At 68.2% G+C, this 24,421-nt stretch carries 21 protein-coding genes and 1 pseudogene; 16 read left to right on the top strand and 6 right to left on the bottom strand.

What is annotated here, in order from left to right; genetic code table 11:
* Positions 1-10 precede the first annotated feature (10 nt).
* Positions 11-1,027 carry an ABC transporter substrate-binding protein gene (locus tag ACTPOE_RS06290; RefSeq protein ID WP_458871347.1) on the bottom strand — a complete coding sequence of 339 codons (1,017 nt, stop codon included), beginning with the start codon at positions 1,025-1,027 and terminating at the stop codon, positions 11-13.
* A gap of 154 nt (positions 1,028-1,181) precedes the next feature.
* Positions 1,182-2,171 carry a diaminopimelate dehydrogenase gene (locus ACTPOE_RS06285; protein WP_458871346.1) on the bottom strand — a complete coding sequence of 330 codons (990 nt, stop codon included), beginning with the start codon at positions 2,169-2,171 and terminating at the stop codon, positions 1,182-1,184.
* 260 nt (positions 2,172-2,431) lie between these two features.
* Between ACTPOE_RS06285 and sstT the strand changes: the two are divergent.
* Positions 2,432-3,631, top strand: a pseudogene (gene sstT / locus ACTPOE_RS06280) (serine/threonine transporter SstT); the annotation flags it as partial.
* Between the two features lie 14 nt (positions 3,632-3,645).
* Here sstT and ACTPOE_RS06275 read toward each other — a convergent pair.
* From ACTPOE_RS06275 to ompA, 3 genes are all read right to left on the bottom strand, one after another.
* Positions 3,646-4,347 carry an HAD-IA family hydrolase gene (locus ACTPOE_RS06275; RefSeq protein ID WP_458871345.1) on the bottom strand — a complete coding sequence of 234 codons (702 nt, stop codon included), beginning with the start codon at positions 4,345-4,347 and terminating at the stop codon, positions 3,646-3,648.
* 2 nt (positions 4,348-4,349) lie between these two features.
* A complete protein-coding gene (ubiG, locus tag ACTPOE_RS06270) occupies positions 4,350-5,057 on the bottom strand; it encodes a bifunctional 2-polyprenyl-6-hydroxyphenol methylase/3-demethylubiquinol 3-O-methyltransferase UbiG (RefSeq protein WP_458871344.1) in 708 nt (235 codons plus the stop codon).
* A 104-nt stretch (positions 5,058-5,161) separates the two neighbouring features.
* Positions 5,162-5,731 carry an outer membrane protein OmpA gene (gene ompA / locus ACTPOE_RS06265; RefSeq protein WP_458871343.1) on the bottom strand — a complete coding sequence of 190 codons (570 nt, stop codon included), beginning with the start codon at positions 5,729-5,731 and terminating at the stop codon, positions 5,162-5,164.
* A 481-nt stretch (positions 5,732-6,212) separates the two neighbouring features.
* On the opposite strand from ompA, the gene gyrA reads away from it, so the two are divergent.
* From gyrA to cysM, 15 genes are all read left to right on the top strand, one after another.
* Complete coding sequence (gene gyrA / locus ACTPOE_RS06260; RefSeq protein ID WP_458871342.1) at positions 6,213-8,903, top strand: DNA gyrase subunit A; 2,691 nt, start codon at positions 6,213-6,215, stop codon at positions 8,901-8,903.
* Positions 8,900-10,033, top strand: coding sequence for a 3-phosphoserine/phosphohydroxythreonine transaminase (gene serC / locus ACTPOE_RS06255; protein WP_458871341.1), 1,134 nt, complete (start codon positions 8,900-8,902; stop codon positions 10,031-10,033). The genes gyrA and serC overlap by 4 nt, the downstream gene beginning before the upstream one ends.
* On the top strand, positions 10,023-11,111 hold the full coding sequence (pheA, locus tag ACTPOE_RS06250) for a prephenate dehydratase (RefSeq protein WP_458871340.1): 1,089 nt from the start codon (positions 10,023-10,025) through the stop codon (positions 11,109-11,111). Before serC ends, pheA begins: the two co-directional genes overlap by 11 nt.
* 10 nt (positions 11,112-11,121) lie before the next feature.
* Complete coding sequence (hisC, locus tag ACTPOE_RS06245; RefSeq protein WP_458871339.1) at positions 11,122-12,234, top strand: histidinol-phosphate transaminase; 1,113 nt, start codon at positions 11,122-11,124, stop codon at positions 12,232-12,234.
* The gene (locus ACTPOE_RS06240) at positions 12,231-13,205 is read left to right on the top strand and encodes a prephenate dehydrogenase (RefSeq protein ID WP_458871338.1); all 975 of its coding nucleotides are present in this window, start codon (positions 12,231-12,233) and stop codon (positions 13,203-13,205) included. The genes hisC and ACTPOE_RS06240 overlap by 4 nt, the downstream gene beginning before the upstream one ends.
* A complete protein-coding gene (aroA, locus tag ACTPOE_RS06235; protein ID WP_458871337.1) occupies positions 13,205-14,548 on the top strand; it encodes a 3-phosphoshikimate 1-carboxyvinyltransferase in 1,344 nt (447 codons plus the stop codon). Before ACTPOE_RS06240 ends, aroA begins: the two co-directional genes overlap by 1 nt.
* A gap of 77 nt (positions 14,549-14,625) precedes the next feature.
* Positions 14,626-15,324: a (d)CMP kinase gene (cmk, locus tag ACTPOE_RS06230; protein ID WP_458871336.1), complete on the top strand. Its 699-nt coding sequence runs from the start codon at positions 14,626-14,628 to the stop codon at positions 15,322-15,324.
* 115 nt (positions 15,325-15,439) lie between these two features.
* Entirely contained in the window at positions 15,440-17,152 is a 1,713-nt protein-coding gene (gene rpsA, locus ACTPOE_RS06225) for a 30S ribosomal protein S1 (RefSeq protein ID WP_458871335.1), read from the top strand.
* Between the two features lie 8 nt (positions 17,153-17,160).
* Positions 17,161-17,505 (top strand): integration host factor subunit beta, encoded by a 345-nt coding sequence (locus ACTPOE_RS06220; protein ID WP_458872769.1) that lies wholly within the window; start codon positions 17,161-17,163, stop codon positions 17,503-17,505.
* Positions 17,506-17,772: 267 nt separating this feature from the next.
* The gene (locus tag ACTPOE_RS06215) at positions 17,773-18,096 is read left to right on the top strand and encodes a LapA family protein (protein WP_458871334.1); all 324 of its coding nucleotides are present in this window, start codon (positions 17,773-17,775) and stop codon (positions 18,094-18,096) included.
* A gap of 17 nt (positions 18,097-18,113) precedes the next feature.
* Positions 18,114-19,352, top strand: a complete 1,239-nt coding sequence (gene lapB / locus ACTPOE_RS06210; protein ID WP_458871333.1) for a lipopolysaccharide assembly protein LapB — start codon at positions 18,114-18,116, stop codon at positions 19,350-19,352.
* Positions 19,349-20,407: a D-glycero-beta-D-manno-heptose-7-phosphate kinase gene (rfaE1, locus tag ACTPOE_RS06205; protein WP_458871332.1), complete on the top strand. Its 1,059-nt coding sequence runs from the start codon at positions 19,349-19,351 to the stop codon at positions 20,405-20,407. The genes lapB and rfaE1 overlap by 4 nt, the downstream gene beginning before the upstream one ends.
* Positions 20,404-21,405 carry an ADP-glyceromanno-heptose 6-epimerase gene (gene rfaD, locus ACTPOE_RS06200; protein ID WP_458871330.1) on the top strand — a complete coding sequence of 334 codons (1,002 nt, stop codon included), beginning with the start codon at positions 20,404-20,406 and terminating at the stop codon, positions 21,403-21,405. Before rfaE1 ends, rfaD begins: the two co-directional genes overlap by 4 nt.
* Positions 21,406-21,565: 160 nt before the next feature.
* Positions 21,566-22,105, top strand: a complete 540-nt coding sequence (locus ACTPOE_RS06195) for a ComEA family DNA-binding protein (RefSeq protein WP_458871329.1) — start codon at positions 21,566-21,568, stop codon at positions 22,103-22,105.
* A gap of 113 nt (positions 22,106-22,218) precedes the next feature.
* A complete protein-coding gene (cysM, locus tag ACTPOE_RS06190) occupies positions 22,219-23,124 on the top strand; it encodes a cysteine synthase CysM (protein WP_458871328.1) in 906 nt (301 codons plus the stop codon).
* Positions 23,125-23,235: 111 nt separating this feature from the next.
* Here cysM and mltB read toward each other — a convergent pair whose 3' ends face one another.
* On the bottom strand, positions 23,236-24,420 hold the full coding sequence (gene mltB / locus ACTPOE_RS06185; RefSeq protein WP_458871327.1) for a lytic murein transglycosylase B: 1,185 nt from the start codon (positions 24,418-24,420) through the stop codon (positions 23,236-23,238).
* Position 24,421: the final 1 nt, after the last annotated feature.

Here is a 24,421-nt window from a genome sequence, read left to right as displayed (position 1 = left end):
GCGGCCGGGATCAGCGGGCGCCGAACAGCTTGCCGAACTCGCGCCCCCAGCGCTGCAGCTCCTGGTCGGACAGGTCGCGCACGGGCTTGACCTGGACCTGGTCGATGCCGGGGATCGGGGGATGCACGCCCGGGGCCAGCACGTATTCGCCCACGTCCCTGGCGAGCAGCGACATGGCTTCATGGCCCAGCCAGTAATCCACGAAGGCGCGCGCGGCGGCCGGGCGGGGCGCCTTGGCCGTGACGGCGATGGCACGGGCCGAGCCCAGCAGGGGACCGGACATCGGGCCCCAGGCCAGCGGCGCGGGGGCCTTGGTGACAATGTACTTGGGCATGGAAATGGCGATGCGCTTTTCGCCGCTTTCGATGGGCGCCGGAGTCGGGCCGAACGAGGCCACGAACATGGGTTCGTTGGCCGCCAGCGCCTTGACGAACTGCATCCACTCGTCCTCGGAAGTGAAGACCTGTTCCTTGAGTCCGACCAGCCAGGAGATCGTCGAGGCGTGATTGGACGGATTGGCCATGACGATCTGGCCGTGCCATTTCGGGTCGCCCAGGTCCTGGTAGGTCCTGGGCGCGTCGGCGGCCTGAACGTGCTGGGTGTTGTACAGGTAGGAAACGTATTCCACCCCGAACAGGGTGATGTGCTCGTCTTTCGTGGCCCAGTCGGGGTAGCCCCGGGCGGCCGGGGACCGGTAAGGCGCCAGGATGCCCTGTTCCTTCAGGAGTTCCAGCATGGGCAGGGGAGCCTGCACCACGTCCGCCGTCAGCTTGCCGGCGGCGGCCTCGGTCAGCAGGGTGGGAATGAACTTGGAACTGGAGATTCGCGAGTATTCCCCCCGGATGCCGGTCGCCGTGTGGAAAGCGTCCATGATGGGCTGTACGGAGGTGATGTTGGCGAAGAACGTGGCCTTGCCTTCGGCGACGGCGGTGGCGCCGGCGGCGCGGGCCCAGGCCGGCAGGCCGGGCAGGGCGGCGGCGCCAGCCAGTTTCAGGAAATCCCTGCGGTCGAAGGAAGACTGCTTCATGGTTGACTCCTGAATGATGTTTCCGGCATGGTAGTGTGAGGGACGGCCATAGGCAAGCAGGCCGGAATTCAGGAGACGATATGGCAATGCGCGTGTTCGGCGCCACGGGGCGCCGGGCTGGTTGGTAAGCAGGGCGTGGCCCCCGGCCGATTTTCTATAGCAGCGCCTTGCGCAGGGCCTCGGGAGACCGGGGCGACAGCAGGCCGGGGGCCACGTCGAACACGGTGCGGGCGCCGGTTTCCCCGGCGGACTTCATCCGCCAGGCGGCGCGCGCGTAGGCTACCAGCACGCTGGACGTGAACGCCGGGTTGCTGTCGAGCTTCAGGGAAAATTCCATCGCCTGGCGCTCTGTGGCACCCGTCTGGCCGCTGCGGATCACGAAGCCGCCGTGCGGCATGCCGGCGTGCTCGCGGGCCAGGGAGGCCTCGTCGATGAAATGCACCGTGGTGTCGTAATCGGCGAAATAGTCGGGCATGGCGACGATGGCCTGTTCGACCTGGCGGGGATCGGCGCCTGGCTCCAGCACTACGTGGCATTCGCGCCGGTGCTTCTCTCGGGTCGAGAGCGCAGGCTGTTCGCCCGCGCGCACGCGCGCGACCGCCTCGGGGACCGGGATCGTGTACTGCACCCCGGCCTGCACGCCGGGTACGCGCCGGATGGCGTCCGAGTGCCCCTGGCTCAGGCCCTTGCCCCAGAACGTATAGGTGGCGCCGGCCGGCAGGATGGCCTCGCCCATCAGGCGGTTGATCGAGAACAGGCCCGGATCCCAGCCCACCGCGATGATCGACAGGTTGCCATGTGCGCGGGCGGCGGTGTCGACGGCTTCGAAGTACCAGGGAATCCGGGCGTGGGTGTCGTAGCTGTCCACTGTCGTGAACCACCGCGCCAGCTCGGGGCCCTGGACGGGCAGGTCGTCCTTGGAGCCGCCGCACAGGATCATGACGTCGATGTCGTCGCGGTGCGCCGCGGCCTCGTCCAGGGGCAGGACCGGCGTCGCGGGGTCGGGCAGGCGCAGCGAGGTTGGGTCGCGGCGCGTGAACACTCCGGCCAGGCGCATGTCGGGGCAGCGGGACAGGGCCGCCAGGGCGCCGCGCCCCAGATTGCCGTAGCCGGCGATACCGACGCGGATCGTGTGTGTAGCCATGGAATTCCTTCGGATAGCGTGAAGACGACCTGCCGCGCCGGCCTTCCCGCGGACGGGGCGGGGCCTTGCCGCGCGGCAGAGGTTCATTGTATCGGCTCGCCGGCCGGTCGATCTCGCGGTGCTAGAATGGCGCCCATTTTCAGGGGTCCCTGAGCAAGCCGTCACGCCGCGTGCATCCCGTGGCGTCCGATCTTTCCGCCCGGCTTGTTCATAGGCCCCCGCCGGACGCGAGTCCCGGAAAATTTTCGCGGAGTGCCCTGATGACGTCCAACGTCCCGAAATCCAATCCCTTGCTGCGGTTCGTCCGCGACGGCAGTCTGGTGACGCAGATCCTGATCGGCCTGGCCGCCGGCGTGGTCCTGGCGCTGGCGTCGCCCGGCGCGGCCCAGGCTGTCGGCCTGCTGGGCGGCCTGTTCGTCACGGCGCTGAAGTCCATCGCTCCGAGCCTGGTCTTCGTGCTGGTGGCCGCCTCGATCGCCAATCACCAGCGGGGCTCGCAGGCACGGCTGGGGCCGATCCTGGTCCTGTACCTGGTCGGTACTTTCGCGGCGGCGGTGGTCGCGGTGGCGGCCAGCTTCATGTTTCCCCTGACCATCCGCCTGCAGTTGGGCGAGGCTGCGCTCAGCCCGCCCAGCGGTGTGGCCGAAGTCCTGCGCAATCTGCTGCTGAACGTGGTGGACAACCCGGTGCGCGCCCTGGTCCAGGCCAACTACATCGGTATCCTGGCCTGGGCGATCGGTCTGGGCGTCGCGCTGCGTCATGCCGGGGAATCCACCAGGCGCGTCATGGCGGACCTGGCGGCGGGGCTGTCGTACATCGTCAAGGCGGTCATACGCACGGCCCCGGTCGGGATCTTCGGGCTGGTCGCCTCGACCATGGCCGAGACCGGCTTCGGCGCGCTGCTGGACTATGCCCGCCTGCTGGCGGTGCTGTTGGGCTGCATGCTGTTCGTGGCGCTGGCGGTCAATCCGCTCATCGTATTCCTGCGGCTGCGGACCAATCCCTACCCGTTGGTGCTCACCTGCCTGCGCGAATCCGGCATCACAGCCTTCTTCACGCGCAGTTCGGCGGCGAACATCCCGGTCAACATGGCCCTGTGCCGCAAGCTGGGCCTGGAGGAGGGCACCTATTCCGTGTCCATCCCCCTGGGGGCCACCATCAACATGGCCGGGGCCGCGATCACCATCACGGTGCTGACGCTGGCGGCGGTCCATACCCTGGGAATCGTCGTGGACCTGCCTACGGCGCTGCTGCTCAGCGTCGTGGCAGCGGTCTGCGCCTGCGGGGCTTCCGGCGTGGCGGGAGGGTCGCTGCTGCTGATTCCGGTCGCCTGCAGCCTGTTCGGTATTTCCAACGACCTGGCGATGCAGGTCGTCGGGGTGGGCTTCATCATCGGCGTGCTGCAGGACTCTGCCGAGACGGCGCTGAATTCCTCGACCGATGTGCTGTTCACGGCCGCCGGTTCGGGATTCGTTCAGACGGTGTCCCGAGTCGCGCGGGCGGGCCCCAGGCCCCTCCCCGCCCAGTGCTCGATGAGGGGCCAGAGGTCCGCCGGAGAGTCGGCGATGGCGTCGGCGCCCCAGCGGGCCGGGTCGTCCAGCGAGCAATAGCCGTAGGCGGCGGCCACGGTCGCCATGCCGGCCGCCTGGCCGGCCACGATGTCGCGCTCGTCGTCGCCGATGTAGATGCAGTGCTCGGGCGTGACGCCGGCCTGGCGGGCGGCATGCAGCAGTGGCTCGGGATGCGGCTTGGCGTGCGGGGTGGTGTCGCCGCCCACCGTCACCAGGCAGCGGTCCTGCAGGCCCAGGTGGCGCACGATGGGCAGGGCCAGCGATTCGATCTTGTTGGTCACGATGCCCCAGCCGTAGGCCTGCCCTCCCAGCAGGTCGAGCAGTTCGGGGATGCCCGGGAACAGCCGGGTGCGCACCAGCATGGCCTCGGCGTAGTCGCGCAGGAACCGTTGTCGGGCGGCTTCGTATTCCCCGGAACGGGCGTCCAGGTCCAGGGCGGCCTTGAGCAGGCCGCGCGCGCCATGCGAGGCGTGCGGCCGCAGGGCCTCGTAGGGCAGGGGGGGCAGGCCCCGGTAGTGGCGCTGGCGATTGGCGGCGGCGGCCAGATCCGGCGCCGTGTCGGCCAGGGTGCCGTCGAAATCGAACAGGACGAGGCGGTGCGGCATGATCATTCGGGGCGCCGCGCGGCCATCAGGTAGTTGACGCCGGTGTCCGGCGTCAGGCCGTAGCGCCGGGTCAGGGGCTGGTAGCCCATGCCGGACAGGCCGACGACTTCCAGGCCCGCCGCGCGCGCGGCGGCGGCGAGTTCGCTGGGGGTGATGAAGTGCTCATAGCTGTGGGTGCCCCGGGGCAGCATGCGCATCACGTATTCGGCCGCCACGATGGCCAGCAGGAAGGATTTCGGATTGCGGTTCAGGGTGGAAAAGCACACCAGACCGCCTGGGCGGACCAGCCGGGCGCAGGCGTCGACGACCGATGCCGGATCGGGTACGTGTTCCAGCAGTTCCATGCAGGTGACGAGGTCGAACCGGCCAGCCTGCCGCTGCGCGTAGTCTTCCGCGCTGGCGCATTCGTACTGTACCTGGACGCCCGACTCGTGGCCGTGCAGGCGTGCGATCTGCAGAGACTGCTTGGCCAGGTCGATCCCGGTCACCCGGGCGCCCTCGGCCGCCATGGCCTCGGCCAACAGGCCGCCGCCGCAGCCGACGTCCAGTGCCTGAAGGCCGTCCAGCGGACCGGCCTGGGCGCGGATCCAGTCCAGGCGCAGGGGGTTGATGTCGTGCAGGGTCTTCAGTTCGCCCTGCGGGTCCCACCAGCTTGAGGCGAATGCGCTGAATTTGTCGAGTTCCGCCGGGTCGGCGTTGGCTGCGTGCATGGGGTGGGCTCCAGAAGGCTCCAGAAAAGAATAGGGCTCCGTCGAACGGAGCCCTATTGTATCCGCCGCGCGCGGGGCGCGGCGGCTTCGTGCGGCCAGCGGAATTACTTGCGGGTACCGACGATTTCGATTTCCACGCGGCGGTTCTGGGCGCGGCCTTCGCGGGTCTTGTTGGACGCGACGGGTTGCAGTTCGCCCTTGCCTTCGGCGTAGATGCGGTCGGCCGGCACGCCCTTGCTGATCAGGTATTGCTTGACCGTGTTGGCGCGGCGTTCGGACAGCTTCTGGTTGTAGGCTTCGGTGCCGATGGAGTCGGTATGGCCGGTGGCGATGACCGTTTCCAGGTTGATCGAGCCGGCTTGCTGGGCGACTTGGTCCAGGACCTGCTTGCCTTCGGGCTTCAGGGTGGCCTTGTCGAAGTCGAAGAAGGTGTCGGCGTTCAGGACGACCTTGCTGGCGGTCGGGGCGACGACGGGCGCTTCGGCGACGGGCTTGCCGCAGCCTTCGGCGGCGGTGGCCGGCGTCCAGAACGCATCACGCCAGCAGTTCTGGCCGCTCGCGTCCTTCCAGACATGGCCGTCCACATTGGTCCAGTTGTCGGAAGCCGAGGCGGTACCGACGGCGGCCATGGCAGCAATGGCGAGTCCAATAGCGATTTTGGAGGGTTTGTTCATGTTTCTCCTCGTTTGAGCATGATGCTTGAAAGTGACCGCAGCGAACCCCCGCCGCATATCGAAATAACGCTTCCAGTATAGCAATGTCGAGTTGGAATGCTCAGAGTTGCGCTGGGTTTCATGCGTGTTAGCCGAAATCTTAAGGCATTTTCCCCCGCCGGGTTAAGCACAAATCCCTTCATGCGCTCTCTGGACGTGTTTTACACGGATCGACGTGGTCGGGTGTAGGCTTTTTGCAACATCCGGGGCTGCGCCGCGGTCCGGATGCCGTCATTCGGGCGTCGGCATGGTCCGCCGTGGCCGTCCGCCTGGAGCCTCGAGGCGAATGATAGAATCACCGATTGGCCCGGGTGCCGGGCAGACGGGTGATCCTCCAGGCGAGCCGGGCGTGCGCGGCTTGTCCGGGGCGCGGTTCGCGATCCGTCGTGCCGGGCGCCATCCGGTCCAGTCATTCAAGCCTGAAAGGTTTTTCGGATACGCCATGGATTCTTTCGCCAAAGAGACGCTGCCCATTTCGCTCGAAGACGAAATGCGGCGCAGCTACCTGGATTACGCGATGAGCGTGATCGTGGGGCGCGCCCTGCCGGACGTGCGCGACGGGCTCAAGCCCGTGCACCGGCGGGTACTGTTCGCCATGCACGAACTGAACAACGACTGGAACCGCGCCTACAAGAAATCCGCGCGCATCGTCGGGGACGTGATCGGTAAATATCACCCCCACGGCGATTCCGCGGTTTACGACACCATCGTGCGCATGGCCCAGGATTTCTCGCTGCGCTACATGCTGGTCGATGGCCAGGGCAACTTCGGCTCGATCGACGGCGACAACGCGGCGGCCATGCGTTATACCGAAGTCCGCCTGTCGAAGATCGCCCACGAACTGCTGGCCGACATCGACCAGGAAACCGTGGATTTCGGCCCCAACTACGACGGCAGCGAGCAGGAGCCCCTGCTGCTGCCGTCGCGCCTGCCGAACCTGCTGGTCAACGGCAGCGCCGGGATCGCGGTGGGCATGGCGACCAACATTCCTCCGCACAACCTGTCCGAGGTCGTCGAGGGCTGCCTGTACTGCCTGCGCAATCCCGACTGCACCGTCGACGAACTGATCGAGCGCATCCCCGCGCCGGATTTCCCCACCGGCGGCATCATCTACGGCATGGCCGGCGTGCGCGAGGGCTACCGCACCGGACGCGGGCGGGTGATCATGCGCGCCAAGGTCCACTTCGAGGACATGGAGCGCGGCAACCGCCAGGCCATCATCGTCGACGCCATCCCCTATCAGGTGAACAAGAAGTCCCTGCAGGAGCGCATCGCCGAACTGGTCAATGAAAAGAAGATCGAGGGCATCTCCGACATCCGCGACGAATCGGACAAGGACGGCATGCGCCTGGTCATCGAGCTCAAGCGCGGCGAGGTCCCCGAGGTCGTCCTGAACAACCTCTACAAGAACACCCAGCTGCAGGAAACCTTCGGCATGAACATGGTGGCCCTGGTCGACGGCCAGCCGCGCCTGCTGAACCTGAAGCAGATGGTGCAGTACTTCCTCCAGCACCGCCGCGAGGTCGTCACCCGCCGCACCATCTTCCAGTTGCGCAAGGCCCGCGAGCGCGGCCACGTGCTGGAAGGCCTGGCGGTGGCCCTGGCCAACATCGATGATTTCATCGCCATCATCAAGGCCGCGCCCACGCCGCCGGTGGCGCGTCAGGCCCTGATGGACCGCAGCTGGGATTCGTCCCTGGTGCGCGAAATGCTCGAGCGCGCCGATGCCAACCTCGCCTCGGGCGGGCGCGCGGCCTTCCGTCCTGAAGGACTGGACGCGCATTTCGGTCTGCAGGCCGACGGCCAGTACCGCCTGTCCGAAGTCCAGGCCCAGGAAATCCTGAACATGCGCCTGCAGCGCCTGACCGGCCTGGAGCAGGACAAGATCGTCGGTGAATACCGCGAGATCATGGACACCATCGCCGATCTGCTGGACATCCTGGCGCGTCCGGAACGGGTCACCGCGATCATCGGCGACGAATTGCAGGCGGTCCGCGCCGAATTTTCCAACGCCAACAACGACCGGCGCCGTTCGGAAATCGAATACAACGCCACGGAACTGGAAACGGAAGACCTCATCACCCCCATGGACATGGTGGTGACGCTGTCGCGCAGCGGCTACATCAAGAGCCAGCCGCTGTCCGAATACCGGTCGCAGAAGCGCGGCGGGCGAGGCAAGCAGGCCACCGCCACCAAGGAAGACGACTGGATCGACCAGCTTTTCATCGCCAACACACACGACTACCTGCTGTGTTTCTCGGACCGGGGCCGCGTCTACTGGCTCAAGGTCTGGGAAGTGCCCCAGGGCTCGCGCAATTCGCGCGGCCGGCCCATCGTCAACATGTTCCCGCTGGTCGACGGCGAGACCATCACGGTGGTGCTGTCGGTCAAGGCCTTCAGCGACGACCACTACGTCTTCATGGCCACCTCGCGCGGGACGGTCAAGAAGACCCCGCTGTCGGACTTCTCCAATCCCCGCAAGGCCGGCATCATCGCCGTCGGCCTGGATGACGGCGACTTCCTGATCGGCGCCGAACTCACCGACGGCCAGCACGACGTGATGCTGTTCTCGGACGCCGGCAAGGCCGTGCGCTTCGACGAGAACGACGTGCGCCCGATGGGCCGCACGGCGCGCGGCGTGCGCGGCATGTCGCTGGAGGACGGCCAGGCCGTGATCGCCCTGCTGGTGGCGGAAGACGAGACCCAGAGCGTGCTGACGGCCACTGAAAACGGCTACGGCAAGCGCACGTCCATCGTCGAATACACGCGCCACGGGCGCGGCACCAAGGGCATGATCGCCATCCAGACCTCGGCGCGCAACGGCAAGGTCGTCAGCGCCGTGCTGGTGCAGCCCGAGGACGAGATCATGCTGATCACGACCGGCGGGGTGCTGGTGCGCACGCGGGTTTCCGAGATCCGCGAGATGGGCCGCGCCACCCAGGGGGTCACGCTGATCAACGTGGACGAGGACAGCCAGTTGTCCGGGGTGCGCCGCGTGGTCGAAAGCGATGCCGACGAGGACGAGGCCGCCGAGACTGCCGAGGCCGCTCCGGAATCGTCCGAAGGCACGGCCGACGGCGGACCCGCGGCCGGCGGCGGGGATGAATCGCAAACCGACGAGGATCAGGCATGAGCCGCCCCTGGAATTTCGCCGCGGGCCCCTCCACCCTGCCGCTCGAAGTCCTGCGGCAGGCCGCCGCCGAAATGTGCGACTGGAACGGCAGCGGCACCTCGGTCATGGAAATGAGCCACCGGGGCAAGCACTACAGCCGTATCCGCGACGAGGCCGAGGCCGACCTGCGCGCCCTGCTGTCGGTGCCGGACGATTTCGAGGTGCTGTTCATGCAGGGCGGCGCCTCGGCGCAGAACGCCATCGTGCCGCTGAACCTGATCGGCCGCGCCGGCCTGGGCCGGGCGGACTACGTGCTGAGCGGGCACTGGGCGCGCAAGTCCTTCAACGAGGCCGCGCGCTACGGCGACATCGCCGTGGCGGCCTCCGCCGAAACGGATACCGAGATCGACGGCCGCCGCCACGGCCCCTGGTGCTGGCTGCCGGACCACGACCAATGGCGGGTCCGCCGCGACGCGGCCTACCTGCACCTGTGCGCCAACGAGACCATCGGCGGGGTCGAACAGGCCGTCATGCCCGACATGGCCGCCCTGGGGGCGCCCGACGTGCCGCTGGTGGCCGACATGTCCTCCAACATCCTGTCCCGTCCCATCGATTTCTCGCGGGTGGGCATGGTCTACGCCGGGGCGCAGAAGAACGCCGGACCGGCCGGGGTGACGCTGACTTTCGTGCGCAAGGACCTGATCGGCCATGCGCTGCCGCACTGCCCCTCGGTGTTCGACTACGCCAACGTGGCCGGCGCCCAGTCCATGTTCAACACGCCGCCGACCTATGCCATCTACGTGGCGGGCCTGGTCTTCAAGTGGCTGCTGCGTCAGGGCGGGGTGGCGGCGATGGACGCGGCCAGCGAGGCCAAGTCGCGCGCCCTGTATGACTACCTGGACGGCTCGGCCCTGTATGAAAACCGCATCGCGCCGGCCTGTCGTTCGCGCATGAACGTGCCGTTCTTCCTGCGCGACGAATCGCTGAACGCCGCCTTCCTGGCCGAGTCCGAGGCCGCCGGGCTGCTGGCCCTGAAGGGCCACAAGGCCGTGGGCGGCATGCGGGCCTCGCTGTACAACGCCATGCCCATGGAGGGCGTGCGGGCCCTGATCGACTTCCTCAAGGACTTCGAGGCCCGCCATGGCGGATGACACCCTCCAGGCCCGGCTGGAACCCCTGCGCGAGCGCATCGACGCGCTGGACACGCGGATCCTGGAGCTGCTCAACCAGCGCGCCCGCGCGGCCCTGGAAGTCGGCGAGGTCAAGAAGGCCTTCGATGCCGCCGGGCCGATCCTCAAGCCCGAGCGCGAGGCCCTGATCATCCGGCGCCTGCAGTCGGACAATCCCGGGCCCATCCCCGAGGAATCCGTCGCCGCCATCTGGCGCCAGATCATCTCCACCTGTAGGGGCCTGGAAAGCGTGCTGACCGCCGCTTTCCTGGGACCGCAGGGTTCGTTCTCCGAACAGGCGGCCTATGAACATTTCGGCCACGCCATTACCGGCCTGCGCTGCGAGTCCTTCGACGAGGTCTTCCGCGCCGTCGAGGCCGGGCAGGCGGACGTCGGCATCGTGCCGGTGGAAAATTCCACCGAAGGCGCCGTCAACCGCAGCCTGGACCTGCTGCTGAATTCTTCGCTGAAGGTTCTGGGCGAGCGCACCATCCGCATCCATCACAACTTGCTCACCCTGACCGGCGGGCTGGAAGGCGTCACCCGGGTGCTGGGGCATCCTCAGGCCCTGGCCCAGTGCCAGGCCTGGCTCAGCCGCAACCATCCCGGACTGGAACGCCTGCCCGTTGCCAGCAACGCCCAGGCGGCGCGCATGGCCTCGGAAGACCCCGCCTGCGCGGCGATCGCCGGGGACGCGGCCGCCGCCGCCTGGGGGTTGAGCGCCGTGGCCAGCGGGATCCAGGACGATCCTCAGAACCAGACCCGCTTCTTGGCCGTCGGGCCGCGCGACGCCGGCCCAACCGGCCGCGACAAGACCAGCCTGGTCCTGGCGGTGCCGAACCGCGCCGGCGCGGTCTACGACATGCTGGCGCCGCTGTCCCGGCACGGCGTGTCCATGACGCGCCTCGAATCGCGCCCCGCCCGCACGGGGCAGTGGGAATACTATTTCTACGTCGATCTGCTGGGCCACCGGGACGACGAGCCCGTCGCCCAGGCCCTGGCCGAACTGCGCCAGCAGGTCGCCTTTTTCAAGGTGCTGGGATCCTATCCCCGGCAATGAGGCCCGCTTCATGACAGACACCCTGGCGCCCGCCCACATCCGGGCCATCGCTCCCTATCAGGCCGGCAAGCCGATCGAGGAACTCGCCCGTGAATACGGACTGGACCCGGACGGCATCATCAAGCTGGCCTCCAACGAAAACCCGCTGGGCTGCTCGGACCGCGTGCGCGCGGCGCTCGCCGAGGCCGCCGGCGCGCTGCACGGCCGCTATCCGGACGCCAACGGCTTCGACCTGAAGGCGATCCTGGCGGCGCGCCACGGCGTGCCCGCGGACTGGATCACCCTGGGCAACGGTTCCAACGATCTGCTGGAACTCGCCTCCCTGGCGCTGCTGGACGAGGGCACGTCGGCCGTCTATGCGCAGCACGCCTTCGTGGTCTACCGCCTGAGTACCCAGGCCCGGGGCGCCCGCCACCTGATGGTGCCGGCGCGCGACTACGGCCACGACCTGGACGCCATGCTGGCGGCGATCGCCGATGACACGCGGCTGGTGTTCATCGCCAATCCGAACAATCCCACCGGCACCCATCTGCCCGGCCCCCGCGTGCGGGCCTTCCTGGAATCCGTCCGGGAACGGCACGGGGACCGCGTCGCCGTGCTGCTGGACGAGGCCTACGACGAATACCTCGATCCCGAGGAACGGGCGGACAGCACGCAGTGGGTGCGAGAATTCCCCAACCTGATCGTCACCCGCACCTTCTCCAAGGCCTACGGCCTGGCCGGGCTGCGGGTCGGCTACGCCCTGGCGCAGCCGGCGCTCACCGATCTGCTCAACCGGGTGCGCCAGCCCTTCAACGTCAACGTCCTGGCCCAGCTCGCCGCGCGCGTCGCCCTGGACGACACCGATTTCCTGGCGCGGACCTACGCCCTGAACAGGGCGGGCCGGGCGCAGCTGCAGGAAGGCTTCGCCGCCCTGGGGCTCGATTTCGTGCCCAGCCACACGAACTTCGTGCTGGTGCGGGTGGGCGATGCCGCGGGCGTGAACGGCGAGCTCCTGCGCCGGGGCGTCATCGTGCGGCCCGTGGCCGGCGACGGCCTGCCCGAACACCTGCGGGTCAGCGTCGGCCTGCCCGAGGAAAACGCCCGCCTCCTCGATGCCTTGAAGGCCGTATTGCAGGCATGAACGGCGATCCCGGTTCTGCTCTTTCGCCGCCGGGCCGCCCCCAGGGCGAAAGCGGCCCCAGCGGAGGGCGGCAAGCCGAAGGCGCGGCGTGGGGATCCCCCCTGATTCCTGTGCTGGCCATCGTCGGCACGGGGCTGATCGGCGGCTCGTTCGCGGCGGCCCTGCGCCGGGTGGGGCAGGCGGGCCGGGTGCTCGGGGTCGGGCGCAATCCGGCCTCGCTCCAGCGCGCGCGCGACCTGGGCCTGATCGACGAGATCGCCGAGTTGTCCCGGGCGGCGGCCGAGGCCGACCTGATCTTCCTCGCCACTCCGGTGGGTGCCATGGCGCCGATCCTGCGGGACCTGGCGCCCGTGCTGCGGCCCGGCACTCTGGTCACCGACGCCGGCAGCACCAAGGCCGACGTGGCGCGCCTCGCTCTGGACATCCTGGGCGAGCGCCACGCGCAGTTCATCCCCGGCCATCCCATCGCCGGATCCGAAATGACCGGTCCCGAGGCGGCCGATCCCATGCTGTACCACGGCCGCAAAGTCGTGCTGACTCCGTTCGAGGATACGCCGGGCCTGCTGCAGCATCGCCTGATCCGGATCTGGGAAGCCTGCGGAGCGCGCATCTCGCTGATGACGCCCGAGGCCCACGACCGGGCGCTGGCGGCCGTCAGCCACGTGCCGCATTTCCTGGCGGCCGCCTATATGGCCCAGATCGTCCGGGCCGACGACGCCGATACGCGCCTGAACCTGGCCGGCACGGGGTTCCGGGACTTCACCCGGATCGCGGCGGGCTCCGCCGAGGTCTGGCGCGATATCTTTCTTTCCAACCGGGCGGCGGTGCTGCGCGAACTGGACGATTTCGACCAGGCGCTGCGGCTGCTGCGGGCGACCCTCGAAGGCGATCCCGATCCCGCCGCGCTCGAAGCCCTGCTCGAACAGGCGGCGATCGCTCGCCGGTTCTGGGGCGGCAGGAGTCAGATGTGATGCACACGACGGGCGCCGCCGGGCGCGAACCTTCCCTGCGTCTGGAGCCGGCCGCGCATGCGCGCGGCACGGTGACGCTGCCGGGCTCGAAGAGCATTTCCAACCGGGCGCTGCTGCTGGCGGCGCTCGCCGAAGGCGAAACCGGACTCGACGGCCTGCTGGACTCCGACGATACGCGGGTCATGCGGGATGCCTTGCGGACCCTGGGCCTGGACCTGCGCGAGGACGGAGCGGGGCGGGTGGCCCTGGCCGGCGCCGCCGACTGGCCGCAGAAGCGAGCCGACCTGTTCCTGGGCAACGCGGGCACGGCTTTCCGGCCGCTGACGGCCGCCTTGGCGGTGATGGGCGGCGACTATCGCCTGTCCGGTGTTCCGCGCATGCACGAGCGGCCCATCGGCGACCTGGTCCAGGCGCTGCGCGGCCTGGGCTGCGAGATCGAGTACGAGGGCCAGGACGGTTATCCTCCCTTGCGCATCGGCCGGGGGCGCCCGGACGCGCGCCGGCCTGTCCGGGTGCGCGGCTCCGTGTCCAGCCAGTTCCTGACGGCGCTGCTGATGGCCGCGCCGATCGCGGCCCGTCGGGCCGGCCATGACGTGGTCATCGAACTGGACGGTCCACTGATCTCGAAACCGTATATCCTGATCACCCTGAACCTGATGGAACGCTTCGGCGTGCGCGTGCGGCGCGAGGGCTGGGAGCGCTTCGTCGTCCCGGCCGACGCCCGCTATTGCTCCCCGGGCCGCTACCGGATCGAGGGCGACGCCTCGTCCGCCTCGTATTTCCTGGGGTTGGGCGCCATCGCGGGCGGCCCGGTCCGCATCGAAGGAGTCGGCGGCGACAGCATCCAGGGCGATGTGGCCTTCGCCGACGTGGTCGAGGCCATGGGCGCCCGGGTCGAGCGCGAGGCCGATGCCCTGGTGGTGCGGGGCCGCGCGGTGGCCGAGGGCGAGCGGCTCAGGGCCTTCGACCGGGACTTCAACCTGATCCCCGACGCCGCCATGACCGCCGCCGTGCTGGCCCTGTATGCCGACGGCCCCTGCCGGCTGCGCAATATCGCCAGCTGGCGCGTCAAGGAAACCGACCGCATCGCCGCCATGCACGCCGAACTGGCCCGCCTGGGGGCGCGCGTGGAATCCGACGCCGACAGCCTGACCGTGCATCCCCTGCCGGCCGACGGCTGGCGCGCCGCCGAGATCCGCACCTACGACGACCATCGCATGGCGATGTGCTTCTCGCTGGCGGTATTCGGTCCCGTGCCGGTGACCATCCTGGACCCGGGCTGTGTCAGCAAGACCTATCCGGACTATTTCACGGAATTCCGCCGCCTGCTCGGGGCGGACTGAACGCTGTCCCGCCTGCGGGGCGCCCCTCGCCAGAGCGCCCCGGGCGGCGAATTCCATCCACAGAAAAGGAATCTTCCATGGCCGCCGATCATCCTGGCAACGGCACCCTTGCGCGGACCGCGCCGGTCATCACCATCGACGGTCCGACGGCCTCGGGCAAGGGCACGATCGCCCAGCGGGTGGCCCGGACCCTGGGCTGGCACGTGCTGGACAGCGGCGCGCTTTACCGCCTGACCGCCCTGGCGGTGCTGCGCGAGGGCGGCGACGGCACCGACGAGGCCCAGGCGGCCCGGCTGGCGCGGCGCCTGGACGTGCGTTTCGAGCCGGACGCCATTCTCATGGGCGGTGAGGATGTCGGCGGCTTGATCCGCCGGGAAGAGGTCGGCAACCTGGCTTCGCGCGTGGCCGCCTGGCCTGCGGTGCGCGAGGCGCTGCTGGCGCGCCAGCGGGACTTCCGCCGGGCGCCGGGCCTGGTGGCGGACGGGCGCGATATGGGCACCATCGTCTTTCCAGACGCCCCCCTGAAAATCTTTCTCGACGCGGGCGTCGAGGTCCGGGCGCAGCGGCGCCATAAGCAGTTGAAGGACAAGGGTTTTTCTGCTAATCTAGACGACCTTTTGCAAGACCTGCGGGCGCGCGATGCGCGAGACCGGGGTCGGGCGCATGCGCCGCTCGTCGCGGCGGCGGATGCGGTCACCGTGGATTCGTCCCATCAGGGGATCGATGATGTGGTGCGTCAAGTGCTGGATCTCTGGTCCGCACGTGGGCTTGCCTGACGGGGCGCCGTCGTTTTTTCGGCGCTTCTGTTCCGGGCGGGATGTTTTTTCACTCCGCCGGGCGTTTTGCCTGGCGTGTCATGATTGCCCCTCGGGGCGTATGGATCTATCGTTCATGTCCACCCTCAACACTGCAGCCGCCCTGGGCGGCGAAAGCTTCGCCGATCTGTTTGCCGCCAGCATCAAGGATCAAAACATGCGTTCCGGCGAGGTCATCTCCGCCGAAGTCGTGCGCATCGACCATAATTTCGTCGTGGTCAACGCGGGCCTCAAGTCCGAAGCCTACATTCCCCTCGAAGAATTCCTGAACGACCAGGGCGACCTGGAAGTGGAGGGCGGCGACTTCGTCTCCGTCGCCATTGATTCCCTGGAAAACGGCTACGGCGACACCATCCTGTCGCGCGACCGCGCCAAGCGCCTGTCGGCCTGGCTGCAGCTCGAACAGGCTCTGGAATCGGGCGAACTGGTCAACGGCACCATCACGGGCAAGGTCAAGGGCGGCCTGACGGTCATGACCAATGGCATCCGTGCCTTCCTGCCGGGCTCGCTGGTCGACCTGCGTCCCGTCAAGGACACCACCCCCTACGAAGGCAAGACCCTCGAATTCAAGGTCATCAAGCTCGACCGCAAGCGCAACAACGTCGTGCTGTCGCGTCGCGCCGTGCTCGAGGCCAGCATGGGCGAGGAACGCGAAAAGCTGCTCGAAACCCTGCACGAAGGCGCCATCGTCAAGGGCATTGTCAAGAACATCACCGACTACGGTGCGTTCGTGGACCTGGGCGGCATCGACGGCCTGCTGCACATCACCGACATGGCCTGGCGCCGTGTCCGTCACCCGTCCGAAGTCCTGCAGGTGGGCCAGGAAATCGAAGCCAAGGTCCTCAAGTTCGATCAGGAAAAATCCCGTGTCTCGCTGGGCGTCAAGCAACTGGGCGAAGATCCCTGGATCGGCCTGGGCCGCCGCTACCCGCAAGGCACCCGCCTGTTCGGCAAGGTCACCAACCTGACCGACTACGGCTCGTTCGTCGAGGTCGAGGCCGGCATCGAAGGCCTGGTGCACGTTTCCGAAATGGACTGGACCAACAAGAACGTCGATCCGCGCAAGGTCGTGACCCTGGGCGAGGAAGTCGAAGTCATGGTCCTGGAAATCGACGAGGACCGCCGCCGCATCTCGCTGGGCATGAAGCAGTGCCGCCCGAATCCCTGGGAAGATTTCGCCGCCAACTTCAAACGCGGCGACAAGGTCCACGGCGCCATCAAGTCGATCACCGACTTCGGTGTGTTCGTCGGTCTGCCTGGCGGCATCGACGGTCTGGTTCATCTGTCCGACATCTCCTGGTCCGAATCCGGCGAAGAAGCCGTGCGCAACTTCAAGAAGGGCGACGAGATCGACGCCGTGGTGCTGGGCATCGACACCGACAAGGAACGCATCTCCCTGGGCGTCAAGCAGCTCGAAGGCGATCCGTTCAACAACTTCGTGGCCACCTACGACAAGGGCGCCGTCATGTCGGGTACCGTGAAGTCCGTCGAACCCAAGGGCGCCGTCGTGACGCTGTCCGTGGACGTCGAAGGCTATCTGCGCGCCTCGGAAATCTCCGCCGGCCGCGTCGAGGATGCCACCACGGTCCTGCACGCCGGCGATCAGGTCGAGGCCATGATCATCAACATCGACCGCAAGGCGCGTTCGATCCAGCTGTCGATCAAGGCCCGCGACAACGCCGAAACGGCCGAGACCATCCAGCGCATGACCGAAGCCAGCGCCTCCTCGGGCACCACCAACCTGGGCGCCCTGCTGAAGGCCAAGCTCGACCAGCAGCGCGACGAGTGATGCCTGGCCTGACCAAGTCCGAACTCATCGCCATGCTGGCGGGCCGCTATCCGCAGCTGGCGGCCCGCGACATGGACTTTGCGGTCAAGACGGTCCTGGACGCGATGGCCGATGCGCTGGCCCAGGGCCAACGCATCGAGATCCGCGGCTTCGGCAGCTTTTCCCTCTCGCGGCGTCAGCCGCGCGTGGGGCGCAATCCCAAGTCCGGTGAAAAAGTGCATGTGCCGGCCAAGCTGGTCCCGCACTTCAAGCCGGGCAAGGAACTGCGCGAACGCGTGGATCAGGGGCCCGGCGGCGGCGATGCCGACGAGCCCGCCACCGTGGCCGATCTGTATCAAGCCCGGATGATGTGATGGACTGACAACGCCATCGCGGCCGATACGACGGACGGTACTTCGCAAGAGGTTCCGTCCGTTTTCTTTGTGCCGCCGGGCCGCCCCAAGGAAAAAACGCCCCCTGGGAGGATGAGCCTGGACACAGGACAGTCCTTGCGGACTGGCCTGTGTCCGGCGCATCCAAGCGGCATGCGGGCCGCGAGGTGGACGCAAGCAGCCGCAGGCTGCGCAGCGTGGGGGCTCTTTCCGTTTACAATGTTCGGATTGTCCCGAGGAGCTTGTCGCATGCGCTACCTGGTCTGGATTCTGCGGCTGGTGATTTTTGTCATCGTGCTGCTTTTCGCCCTGAAGAACACAGCGCCTGTGGACGTCGGCCTGTTCGCCGGCCACGTCCTCAGCCAGGTTCCGCTGATCGTCGTGATGCTGTCCGCGTTCGTCCTGGGGGTGGCCTTCGGGCTGCTCATGGCGGCCACGTCCATGCTGCGCCGCCGTCGCGAGATCAACCGTCTGCGCCGTGAACTCGCCCGCGCCCAGGACGCCCTGGATCATCCTCAGGCCGCCTCCGCTCCGGTGATTCCCGAAACGGTCGCGCCGCTGGCGCCCCTGTAAGTTTCCGGGGGCTGGTCGTGGATTTCGAGCCCTGGTGGCTGATCATCGTTCCGGTGTTGTTCGGCCTGGGCTGGCTGGCGGCGCGCTTCGACTTCCGCCAGATGCTGTCGGAAACCCGGGCGCTGCCTGATTCCTACTTCAAGGGTCTGAACTTCCTGCTCAACGAGCAGCCCGACCGCGCCATCGACGCCTTCGTCGAGGTCGCCAAGCTCGATCCGGAAACCACCGAACTGCATTTCGCCCTGGGCAGCCTGTTCCGCCGCCGGGGCGAGATCGAGCGCGCCATCCGCGTGCACCAGAGCCTGCTCTCGCGCGAGGATCTGCCCTTGCCCGATCGTGAAAACGCCCAGTTGGCCCTGGCCCAGGACTTTCTCAAGGCCGGCATGCTGGACCGTGCCGAACAGGGCTTCCAGGCGGTGCTGCAGACGCGCCATGTCCTGGAAGCCTTACGCGCACTGGTCCGCATCCACGAATCCGAGCATGACTGGGACAAGGCCATCGACACCGTCCAGCAGCTGCGCGGCCGCACCGACGAACCTGTCCCGCAACTGGCGCACTACCACTGCGAGCGGGCTCAGGCGCTGATGGAGTCAAGGACGCCCGATTTCGATGCCGCTGCCCAGGCCCTGGACGCGGCCGAGAACGCCGCGCGCCAGAATGGCGCCACTCCGGCTTCCGAGACCCGCGTGCGCATGCTGCGCGCCCGCTGGGCGGCTTTGCGCGGCGATCTGGAATCCCAGCGCGCGCAGCTTCAGGATGTCCTGTCCACGGCACCCGAATTTTCCGGCCTGGTCGCCCAGCCGCTGCTGGATTGCCACGCGGCCCTGGGGCGCGCCGCCGAAGGCCTGTCGCTGCTGCGCGACCAGTACGAGCGTCTGCCGACGCTCGACTTGTTCAACGTGATCTTCCGCGCCTTGCGGGCCGCGGATGGCGCCGTTCCCGCCTGGGCCTTCGCCCGCCAGGCCCTGCGCGCCCATCCCTCGCTGCTGGGGCTGGACCGCCTGCTCGAGGTCGAGCTGGCCCAGGGAGCCACCGGTTCGGAGGCTCCTCAAGGCGGCGAGGCCATTCCCGGCGGGCCCTTGGTACCGGGAGCCGACCTGGGCCTGCTGCGCAGCATGATCCACAAGCACACTCAGCGCCTGGACCGCTACGCCTGCGGGCACTGCGGCTTCGAGGCGCGGCGCTATTACTGGCAGTGCCCGGGCTGCAACACCTGGGAAACCTATCGGCCCCGCCGTCTGGAGGAAATTCGATGACCACGCGCCAGAGCACAGGCCTCGCCGGCCACGGCGAGGCTGAGCGAGGCGGTTCCCATTCGGAGCCGAAGGCTCCCCCGAATAGTGGCGGCGGAACTCCGGCCCGCGGGCCGGAGTCCGTCAGCGCATTCCCGGCCCGGGCGGCCGCTGCCGCCCGGATCCTCGTCGCCGGAGACATCATGCTGGACCGCTACTGGTTCGGCGAAGTCGACCGCATTTCGCCCGAGGCCCCCGTGCCCGTGGTGCGGGTCGCCCGCCGGGAAGATCGCCTGGGCGGGGCGGCCAACGTGGCTCGCAACATCGTCGCCCTGGGCGCCAGTGTGGGACTGCTGGGCGTGGTCGGCGCCGACGAGGCCGGCGCCCGCGTGCGCGCCCTGGCGCACGAGGCCGGTGTCCGGGACCATCTGGTCGAGGACGCCGAGGGCATGGACACCACGCTGAAGATGCGGGTGCTGGGGCGCCAGCAGCAACTGCTGCGGGTGGATTTCGAACAGGGGCCGGGCGCGCGCGCGCTGGACGCCCTGGACGCCGGCCTGGCGGATGTCCTGGCGGGCTACGATATGCTGGTGCTGTCGGATTACGCCAAGGGCGCCCTGTCCCGGGTCGAGTCCATGATCCGGGCGGCCCGCGAGCGTGGCATCCCGGTGCTGGTCGATCCCAAGGGTCACCGCTATCCGCGCTACCGGGGGGCCACCCTGGTCACGCCCAACCGCAGCGAAATGCAGGACGCCGTCGGCCGCTGGGACTCGGAGGACGACCTGACGCGCCGCGCCCAGGCGCTGCGTCAGGAACTGGAACTGGAGGCTCTGCTGATCACCCGTTCCGAGCAGGGCATGACCCTGTACACCGCCCAGGGCCGCCAGCACGCGGATGCCCAGGCGCACGAGGTTTTCGACGTGTCCGGCGCGGGGGACACCGTGCTGGCCACTCTGGCTGTCGCCCGGGCCGCCGGCCTGGACTGGTTCGAGGCCATGACGTGGGCCAACCGCGCCGGCGGCATCGTCGTCGGCAAGCTGGGCACTTCCATTGTCACAACAGGGGAATTGACATCATGATCGTGGTCACCGGCGCGGCCGGCTTCATCGGCAGCAACCTGGTCCGCGGCCTGAATGCGCGCGGCGTCACCGACATCCTGGCGGTCGACGATCTGACCGACGGCGACAAGTTCCGCAACCTGGCCGACCTGGGAATCGCCGACTACCAGCACAAGGACGAGTTCCGCCGCCGGGTCCTGGCGGGCGAACTGCCGCGCCCCGACGCCGTGTTCCACCAGGGCGCCTGCTCCGACACGACGGAGCGCGATGGCCGTTTCATGATGGACAACAATTTCCGCGTCACGCTGGAACTGTTCGAATACTGCCAGGCTCGTGAAGTCCCCTTCCTGTACGCATCGTCGGCCGCCGTGTACGGGGCCGGTCCGCGCTACATCGAGGACCCGGCCTGCGAGGCGCCGCTGAACGTCTACGGTTATTCCAAGCTGCTCTTCGACCAGGTCCTGCGCCGGCGCATGGACCGCCTCACGGCCCAGGTGGTGGGTCTGCGCTATTTCAACGTCTACGGCCCGCGCGAGCAGCACAAGGGCCGCATGGCGTCGGTGGCCTTCCACAACATGAACCAGTATGCGAACGAGGGCCACGTGCGGCTGTTCGGCGGCTGGGACGGCTATTCGGACGGCGGCCAGCAGCGCGACTTCGTCTTCGTCGATGACGTGGTCAAGGTGAATCTGCACTTCCTCGATCACCCTGAGGTCTCCGGCATTTTCAATTGCGGCACCGGGTGCGCCCAGCCTTTCAACGACGTCGCCCAGACCGTGGTCAACAGCCTGCGCGTGCACCAGGGCCAGCTCGCCCTGCCGCTGCCGGAACTGGTGGCGGGCGGACAACTGCGCTACATCCCGTTCCCGGATGACCTGAAGGGCCGCTACCAGAGCCATACCCAGGCCGATCTGACCCGGCTGCGCGCCGCCGGCTACACGGGCGCTTTCAGCGACGTGCAGACGGGCGTGAACGCCTATGTCGGCCGGCTGCTGGAATCGGGGCGGCTGGTGATCTGATCGGCTGGTTCCAGTCCGGGCGGTCCGGAATTCCCGGCGTCTCCCCTCGCTCGCGCTGGTCGCGCGCGTTTTCCCGGACGGACATTCCGGATCAAGATCCCCTCCATTCGCCATCCGTCCAGGGCATCATGACCGGACCTTCACACTTCAGGAGTCGGTCATGAATCCTTTTCTGCACGATACGGCCGGTCGACCGGCCGGCGGGCCTGCCGATGCCGTCCGTACCCATGCTTCCTCGGACGGAGCGTCGGTCCCGGGTTCGGGCGTCGGTCGAGCCCGTGTCCCGGACCGACGGCCGCGCGTCCGGCGCGCGGTCCATCGCTCCGCGCGCGGCCTGTCGCGGCTGCTGGCGACGGCCGGCATCGCCGCTCTGGCCTGGGCCGGCACGGCGGGAGCCGTGGATCTGAACACCGCCACGCAGGACCAGTTGCGGGGCATTCGCGGCATCGGTCCCAGGACCGCCCAGGTCATTCTCGACGAGCGCGAGCGCGGCGGACGCTATCTGTCGTTCGCCGACCTGTCGGACCGGGTCCGCGGCATCGGCCCGCGCCGGGCTCAGGCCCTGCAATCGGCGGGCCTGACTATCGATGGCGGCGGCACGCGCCTGTCGGGGCAGGGAACCGACGCCCGGGCCGCTGCCGGCCCGGCCGGGTCCGGCGGGTCTGCGGGTCCGGCCAAGCCCGCGGCGGGCAAGCGCTGAGCCGGCATCGTCCGTCCTCGTTCCCGGACCGGCGATATGCCGTCTTTTCATAAGCATATTCCGGCCTGGGGGCAAGCCCGGCGCGGCGGATGGGCGGGTGTATGATTTCGTCCATGAAGACCTACCCCACTATCGAAGACATTATCGGTTCCACGCCTCTGGTGCGCCTGCAGCGGCTGCCGGGCGATACCGGAGAACCGCGCGGTAACGTGATCCTGGCCAAGCTGGAAGGCAACAATCCGGCCGGCTCGGTCAAGGATCGCGCTGCCCTCGGCATGATCGGCCGGGCGGAATCGCGCGGCGACATCCGTCCCGGCGACACACTGATCGAAGCGACCAGCGGCAACACCGGGATCGCCCTGGCCATGACGGCCGCCGTGCGCGGCTACCGCATGATCCTGATCATGCCCGACAACTCGTCCCAGGAACGCTGCGCCGCGATGACGGCCTATGGAGCCGAACTCATCCTGACGCCTTCACAGGGCGGGGGCATGGAATATGCCCGCGACCTGGCGCTGCGGATGCAGGCCGAAGGCAAGGGCAAGGTCCTTGACCAGTTCTCCAACGCCGACAATCCCCGCGCTCATTACGAAGCCACAGGCCCGGAAATCTGGGAACAGACCGGCGGCGAGGTCACGCACTTCGTCAGTGCCATGGGCACGACCGGCACCATCATGGGAGTGGGCTCGTATCTGCGCGAGCGCAATCCGGCCGTGCGCATCATTGGCGCCCAGCCGGCCGAAGGCGCGCATATCCCCGGCATCCGCAAATGGCCCGAGGCCTACCAGCCCAGCATCTACGATCCGGCCGGCGTCGACGCCTTCGAGCCCATCACCCAGGAGCAGGCCGAAACCATGGCTCGGCGCCTGGCCGCCGAGGAAGGCATCTTCGGCGGGATTTCCTCGGCCGGCGCGGCCGTGGCCGCGCTGCGCGTGGCCGCTACGGCGCGGGACGCCACCATCGTCTTCATCGTTTGCGACCGAGGCGATCGCTACCTGTCCACCGGCGTATTTGGATGAGGCAGGCACAAAATAGTCCCGATTGAACTATTTTGCGCCTGCCGAATCCGAGCGGCTTGCAGCCCGCGGGGTGGAGAGCTGCCGCGGTTGAAGGCGGTCGTGCCTGCAGAATCAGGGATCCAGCCGGTTCGGATCGCCGTAGCCGATGCGGTCGGCGATCTCGTGCGCCAGGTCCGCCACCGACGCCGCGTAGAAATAGCTGCGGTTGTAGTGGGTGAGGGCGAAGAAATTGGGCGTGGCGCAGCGCACGTCGTGGGTGCCGCGGATTTCGTCGCGCAGGTCGATCACCCCCAGCGGCTGGGCCTGCCAGGCCGAACCGCCGCCCGGCAGCGCCCGGGCGCCCGAGGCCCGCAGCGCGGCCCAGTCGGTTTCGGGTTTGAGGCCATCCTGGGCTCGTCGCGCGGCATCGGCGGGCAGGGCCGCGGGAGCGAAGACCGGCACGCCGCGCACCCAGCCGTGGGCCTGCAGGAATGCCGCCACCGAGGCGATGGCGTCGTCCGTATTGTTGATCAGGTCCACGCGGCCATCGCCGTCGCCATCCACGGCGTAGCGCATCAGGCTGCCCGGCATGAATTGCGGCAACCCCATGGCCCCCGCGAACGATCCTTCCACGACTCGCGCATCCAGTTCCCCCCGGTGATCCAGCACGATCAGGTCGGCCAGCTGTTCGCGGAACATCGCCTGGCGTTCCGGCCGGTTCGGATCGGGGTAGCGGAATCCCAGGGTGGCGAGGGTGTCCAGGACCCGGTGGTCGCCAGTGTGGCGGCCGTAGACGGTTTCGATGCCGATGATGGCGACGATGATCGAGGGCGGCACGCCCGTGCGGGCGCTGGCCCGGTCGAGCGCGGCCCGGTGCTTCTGCCAGAAGGAAACGCCCTCGCGGATGCGCACCGCGTCGACGTGGCGCTGGCGATAGCTGGTCCAGGCGCGGCGGATGCGGCCCGAGCGCGCGGGAGGCGTCATCAGCCGGACCGCCGTGGCGTTGTAGCGCGCCTCGGCCAGCAGGGCTTCGACATCGTCAAGGGGCAGGGCATGGGCCTGGGCGGTTTCCCGGGCGAAGGCCTGCACTTCGGGCAGCAGATGGCCGTCCGTATCGAGGAAATCTCCTCGGACCGGTGCCGGTTTCCCGACGGATCGTGTTCTGCTAGAATTAATACGATCGTTTGAAACAATTGTTTGATTCGTTGTCCCCGCGAGGGCGGCGGCGGACGGTCCGGAATCGCTGTGGCTGCTTGCGCAGCCCGATATAAAAAGCGACGCTACGGCAACTTGCAAAATACGGGTTGGTCTGAACATA

This window comes from Castellaniella sp. WN (assembly GCF_054457555.1).
The sequence above is the reverse complement of the archived record's forward strand: the minus strand, read 5'-3'. Positions and strand labels throughout refer to the sequence as shown.

Bases quoted from the DNA above. Each gene is read 5' to 3' on its own strand.
- gyrA (WP_458871342.1), top strand. From the start codon at position 6,213: ATGGATTCTTTCGCCAAAGAGACGCTGCCCATTTCGCTCGAAGACGAA.
- cysM (WP_458871328.1), top strand. From the start codon at position 22,219: ATGAAGACCTACCCCACTATCGAAGACATTATCGGTTCCACGCCTCTG.
- mltB (WP_458871327.1), bottom strand. From the start codon at position 24,420: ATGTTCAGACCAACCCGTATTTTGCAAGTTGCCGTAGCGTCGCTTTTT.
- ACTPOE_RS06275 (WP_458871345.1), bottom strand. From the start codon at position 4,347: ATGCCGCACCGCCTCGTCCTGTTCGATTTCGACGGCACCCTGGCCGAC.
- ACTPOE_RS06195 (WP_458871329.1), top strand. From the start codon at position 21,566: ATGAATCCTTTTCTGCACGATACGGCCGGTCGACCGGCCGGCGGGCCT.
- ompA (WP_458871343.1), bottom strand. From the start codon at position 5,731: ATGAACAAACCCTCCAAAATCGCTATTGGACTCGCCATTGCTGCCATG.
- ACTPOE_RS06290 (WP_458871347.1), bottom strand. From the start codon at position 1,027: ATGAAGCAGTCTTCCTTCGACCGCAGGGATTTCCTGAAACTGGCTGGC.
- ACTPOE_RS06285 (WP_458871346.1), bottom strand. From the start codon at position 2,171: ATGGCTACACACACGATCCGCGTCGGTATCGCCGGCTACGGCAATCTG.
- serC (WP_458871341.1), top strand. From the start codon at position 8,900: ATGAGCCGCCCCTGGAATTTCGCCGCGGGCCCCTCCACCCTGCCGCTC.
- rpsA (WP_458871335.1), top strand. From the start codon at position 15,440: ATGTCCACCCTCAACACTGCAGCCGCCCTGGGCGGCGAAAGCTTCGCC.
- ACTPOE_RS06215 (WP_458871334.1), top strand. From the start codon at position 17,773: ATGCGCTACCTGGTCTGGATTCTGCGGCTGGTGATTTTTGTCATCGTG.
- aroA (WP_458871337.1), top strand. From the start codon at position 13,205: ATGCACACGACGGGCGCCGCCGGGCGCGAACCTTCCCTGCGTCTGGAG.
- ACTPOE_RS06240 (WP_458871338.1), top strand. From the start codon at position 12,231: ATGAACGGCGATCCCGGTTCTGCTCTTTCGCCGCCGGGCCGCCCCCAG.
- cmk (WP_458871336.1), top strand. From the start codon at position 14,626: ATGGCCGCCGATCATCCTGGCAACGGCACCCTTGCGCGGACCGCGCCG.
- rfaD (WP_458871330.1), top strand. From the start codon at position 20,404: ATGATCGTGGTCACCGGCGCGGCCGGCTTCATCGGCAGCAACCTGGTC.
- rfaE1 (WP_458871332.1), top strand. From the start codon at position 19,349: ATGACCACGCGCCAGAGCACAGGCCTCGCCGGCCACGGCGAGGCTGAG.
- pheA (WP_458871340.1), top strand. From the start codon at position 10,023: ATGGCGGATGACACCCTCCAGGCCCGGCTGGAACCCCTGCGCGAGCGC.
- hisC (WP_458871339.1), top strand. From the start codon at position 11,122: ATGACAGACACCCTGGCGCCCGCCCACATCCGGGCCATCGCTCCCTAT.
- ubiG (WP_458871344.1), bottom strand. From the start codon at position 5,057: ATGCACGCAGCCAACGCCGACCCGGCGGAACTCGACAAATTCAGCGCA.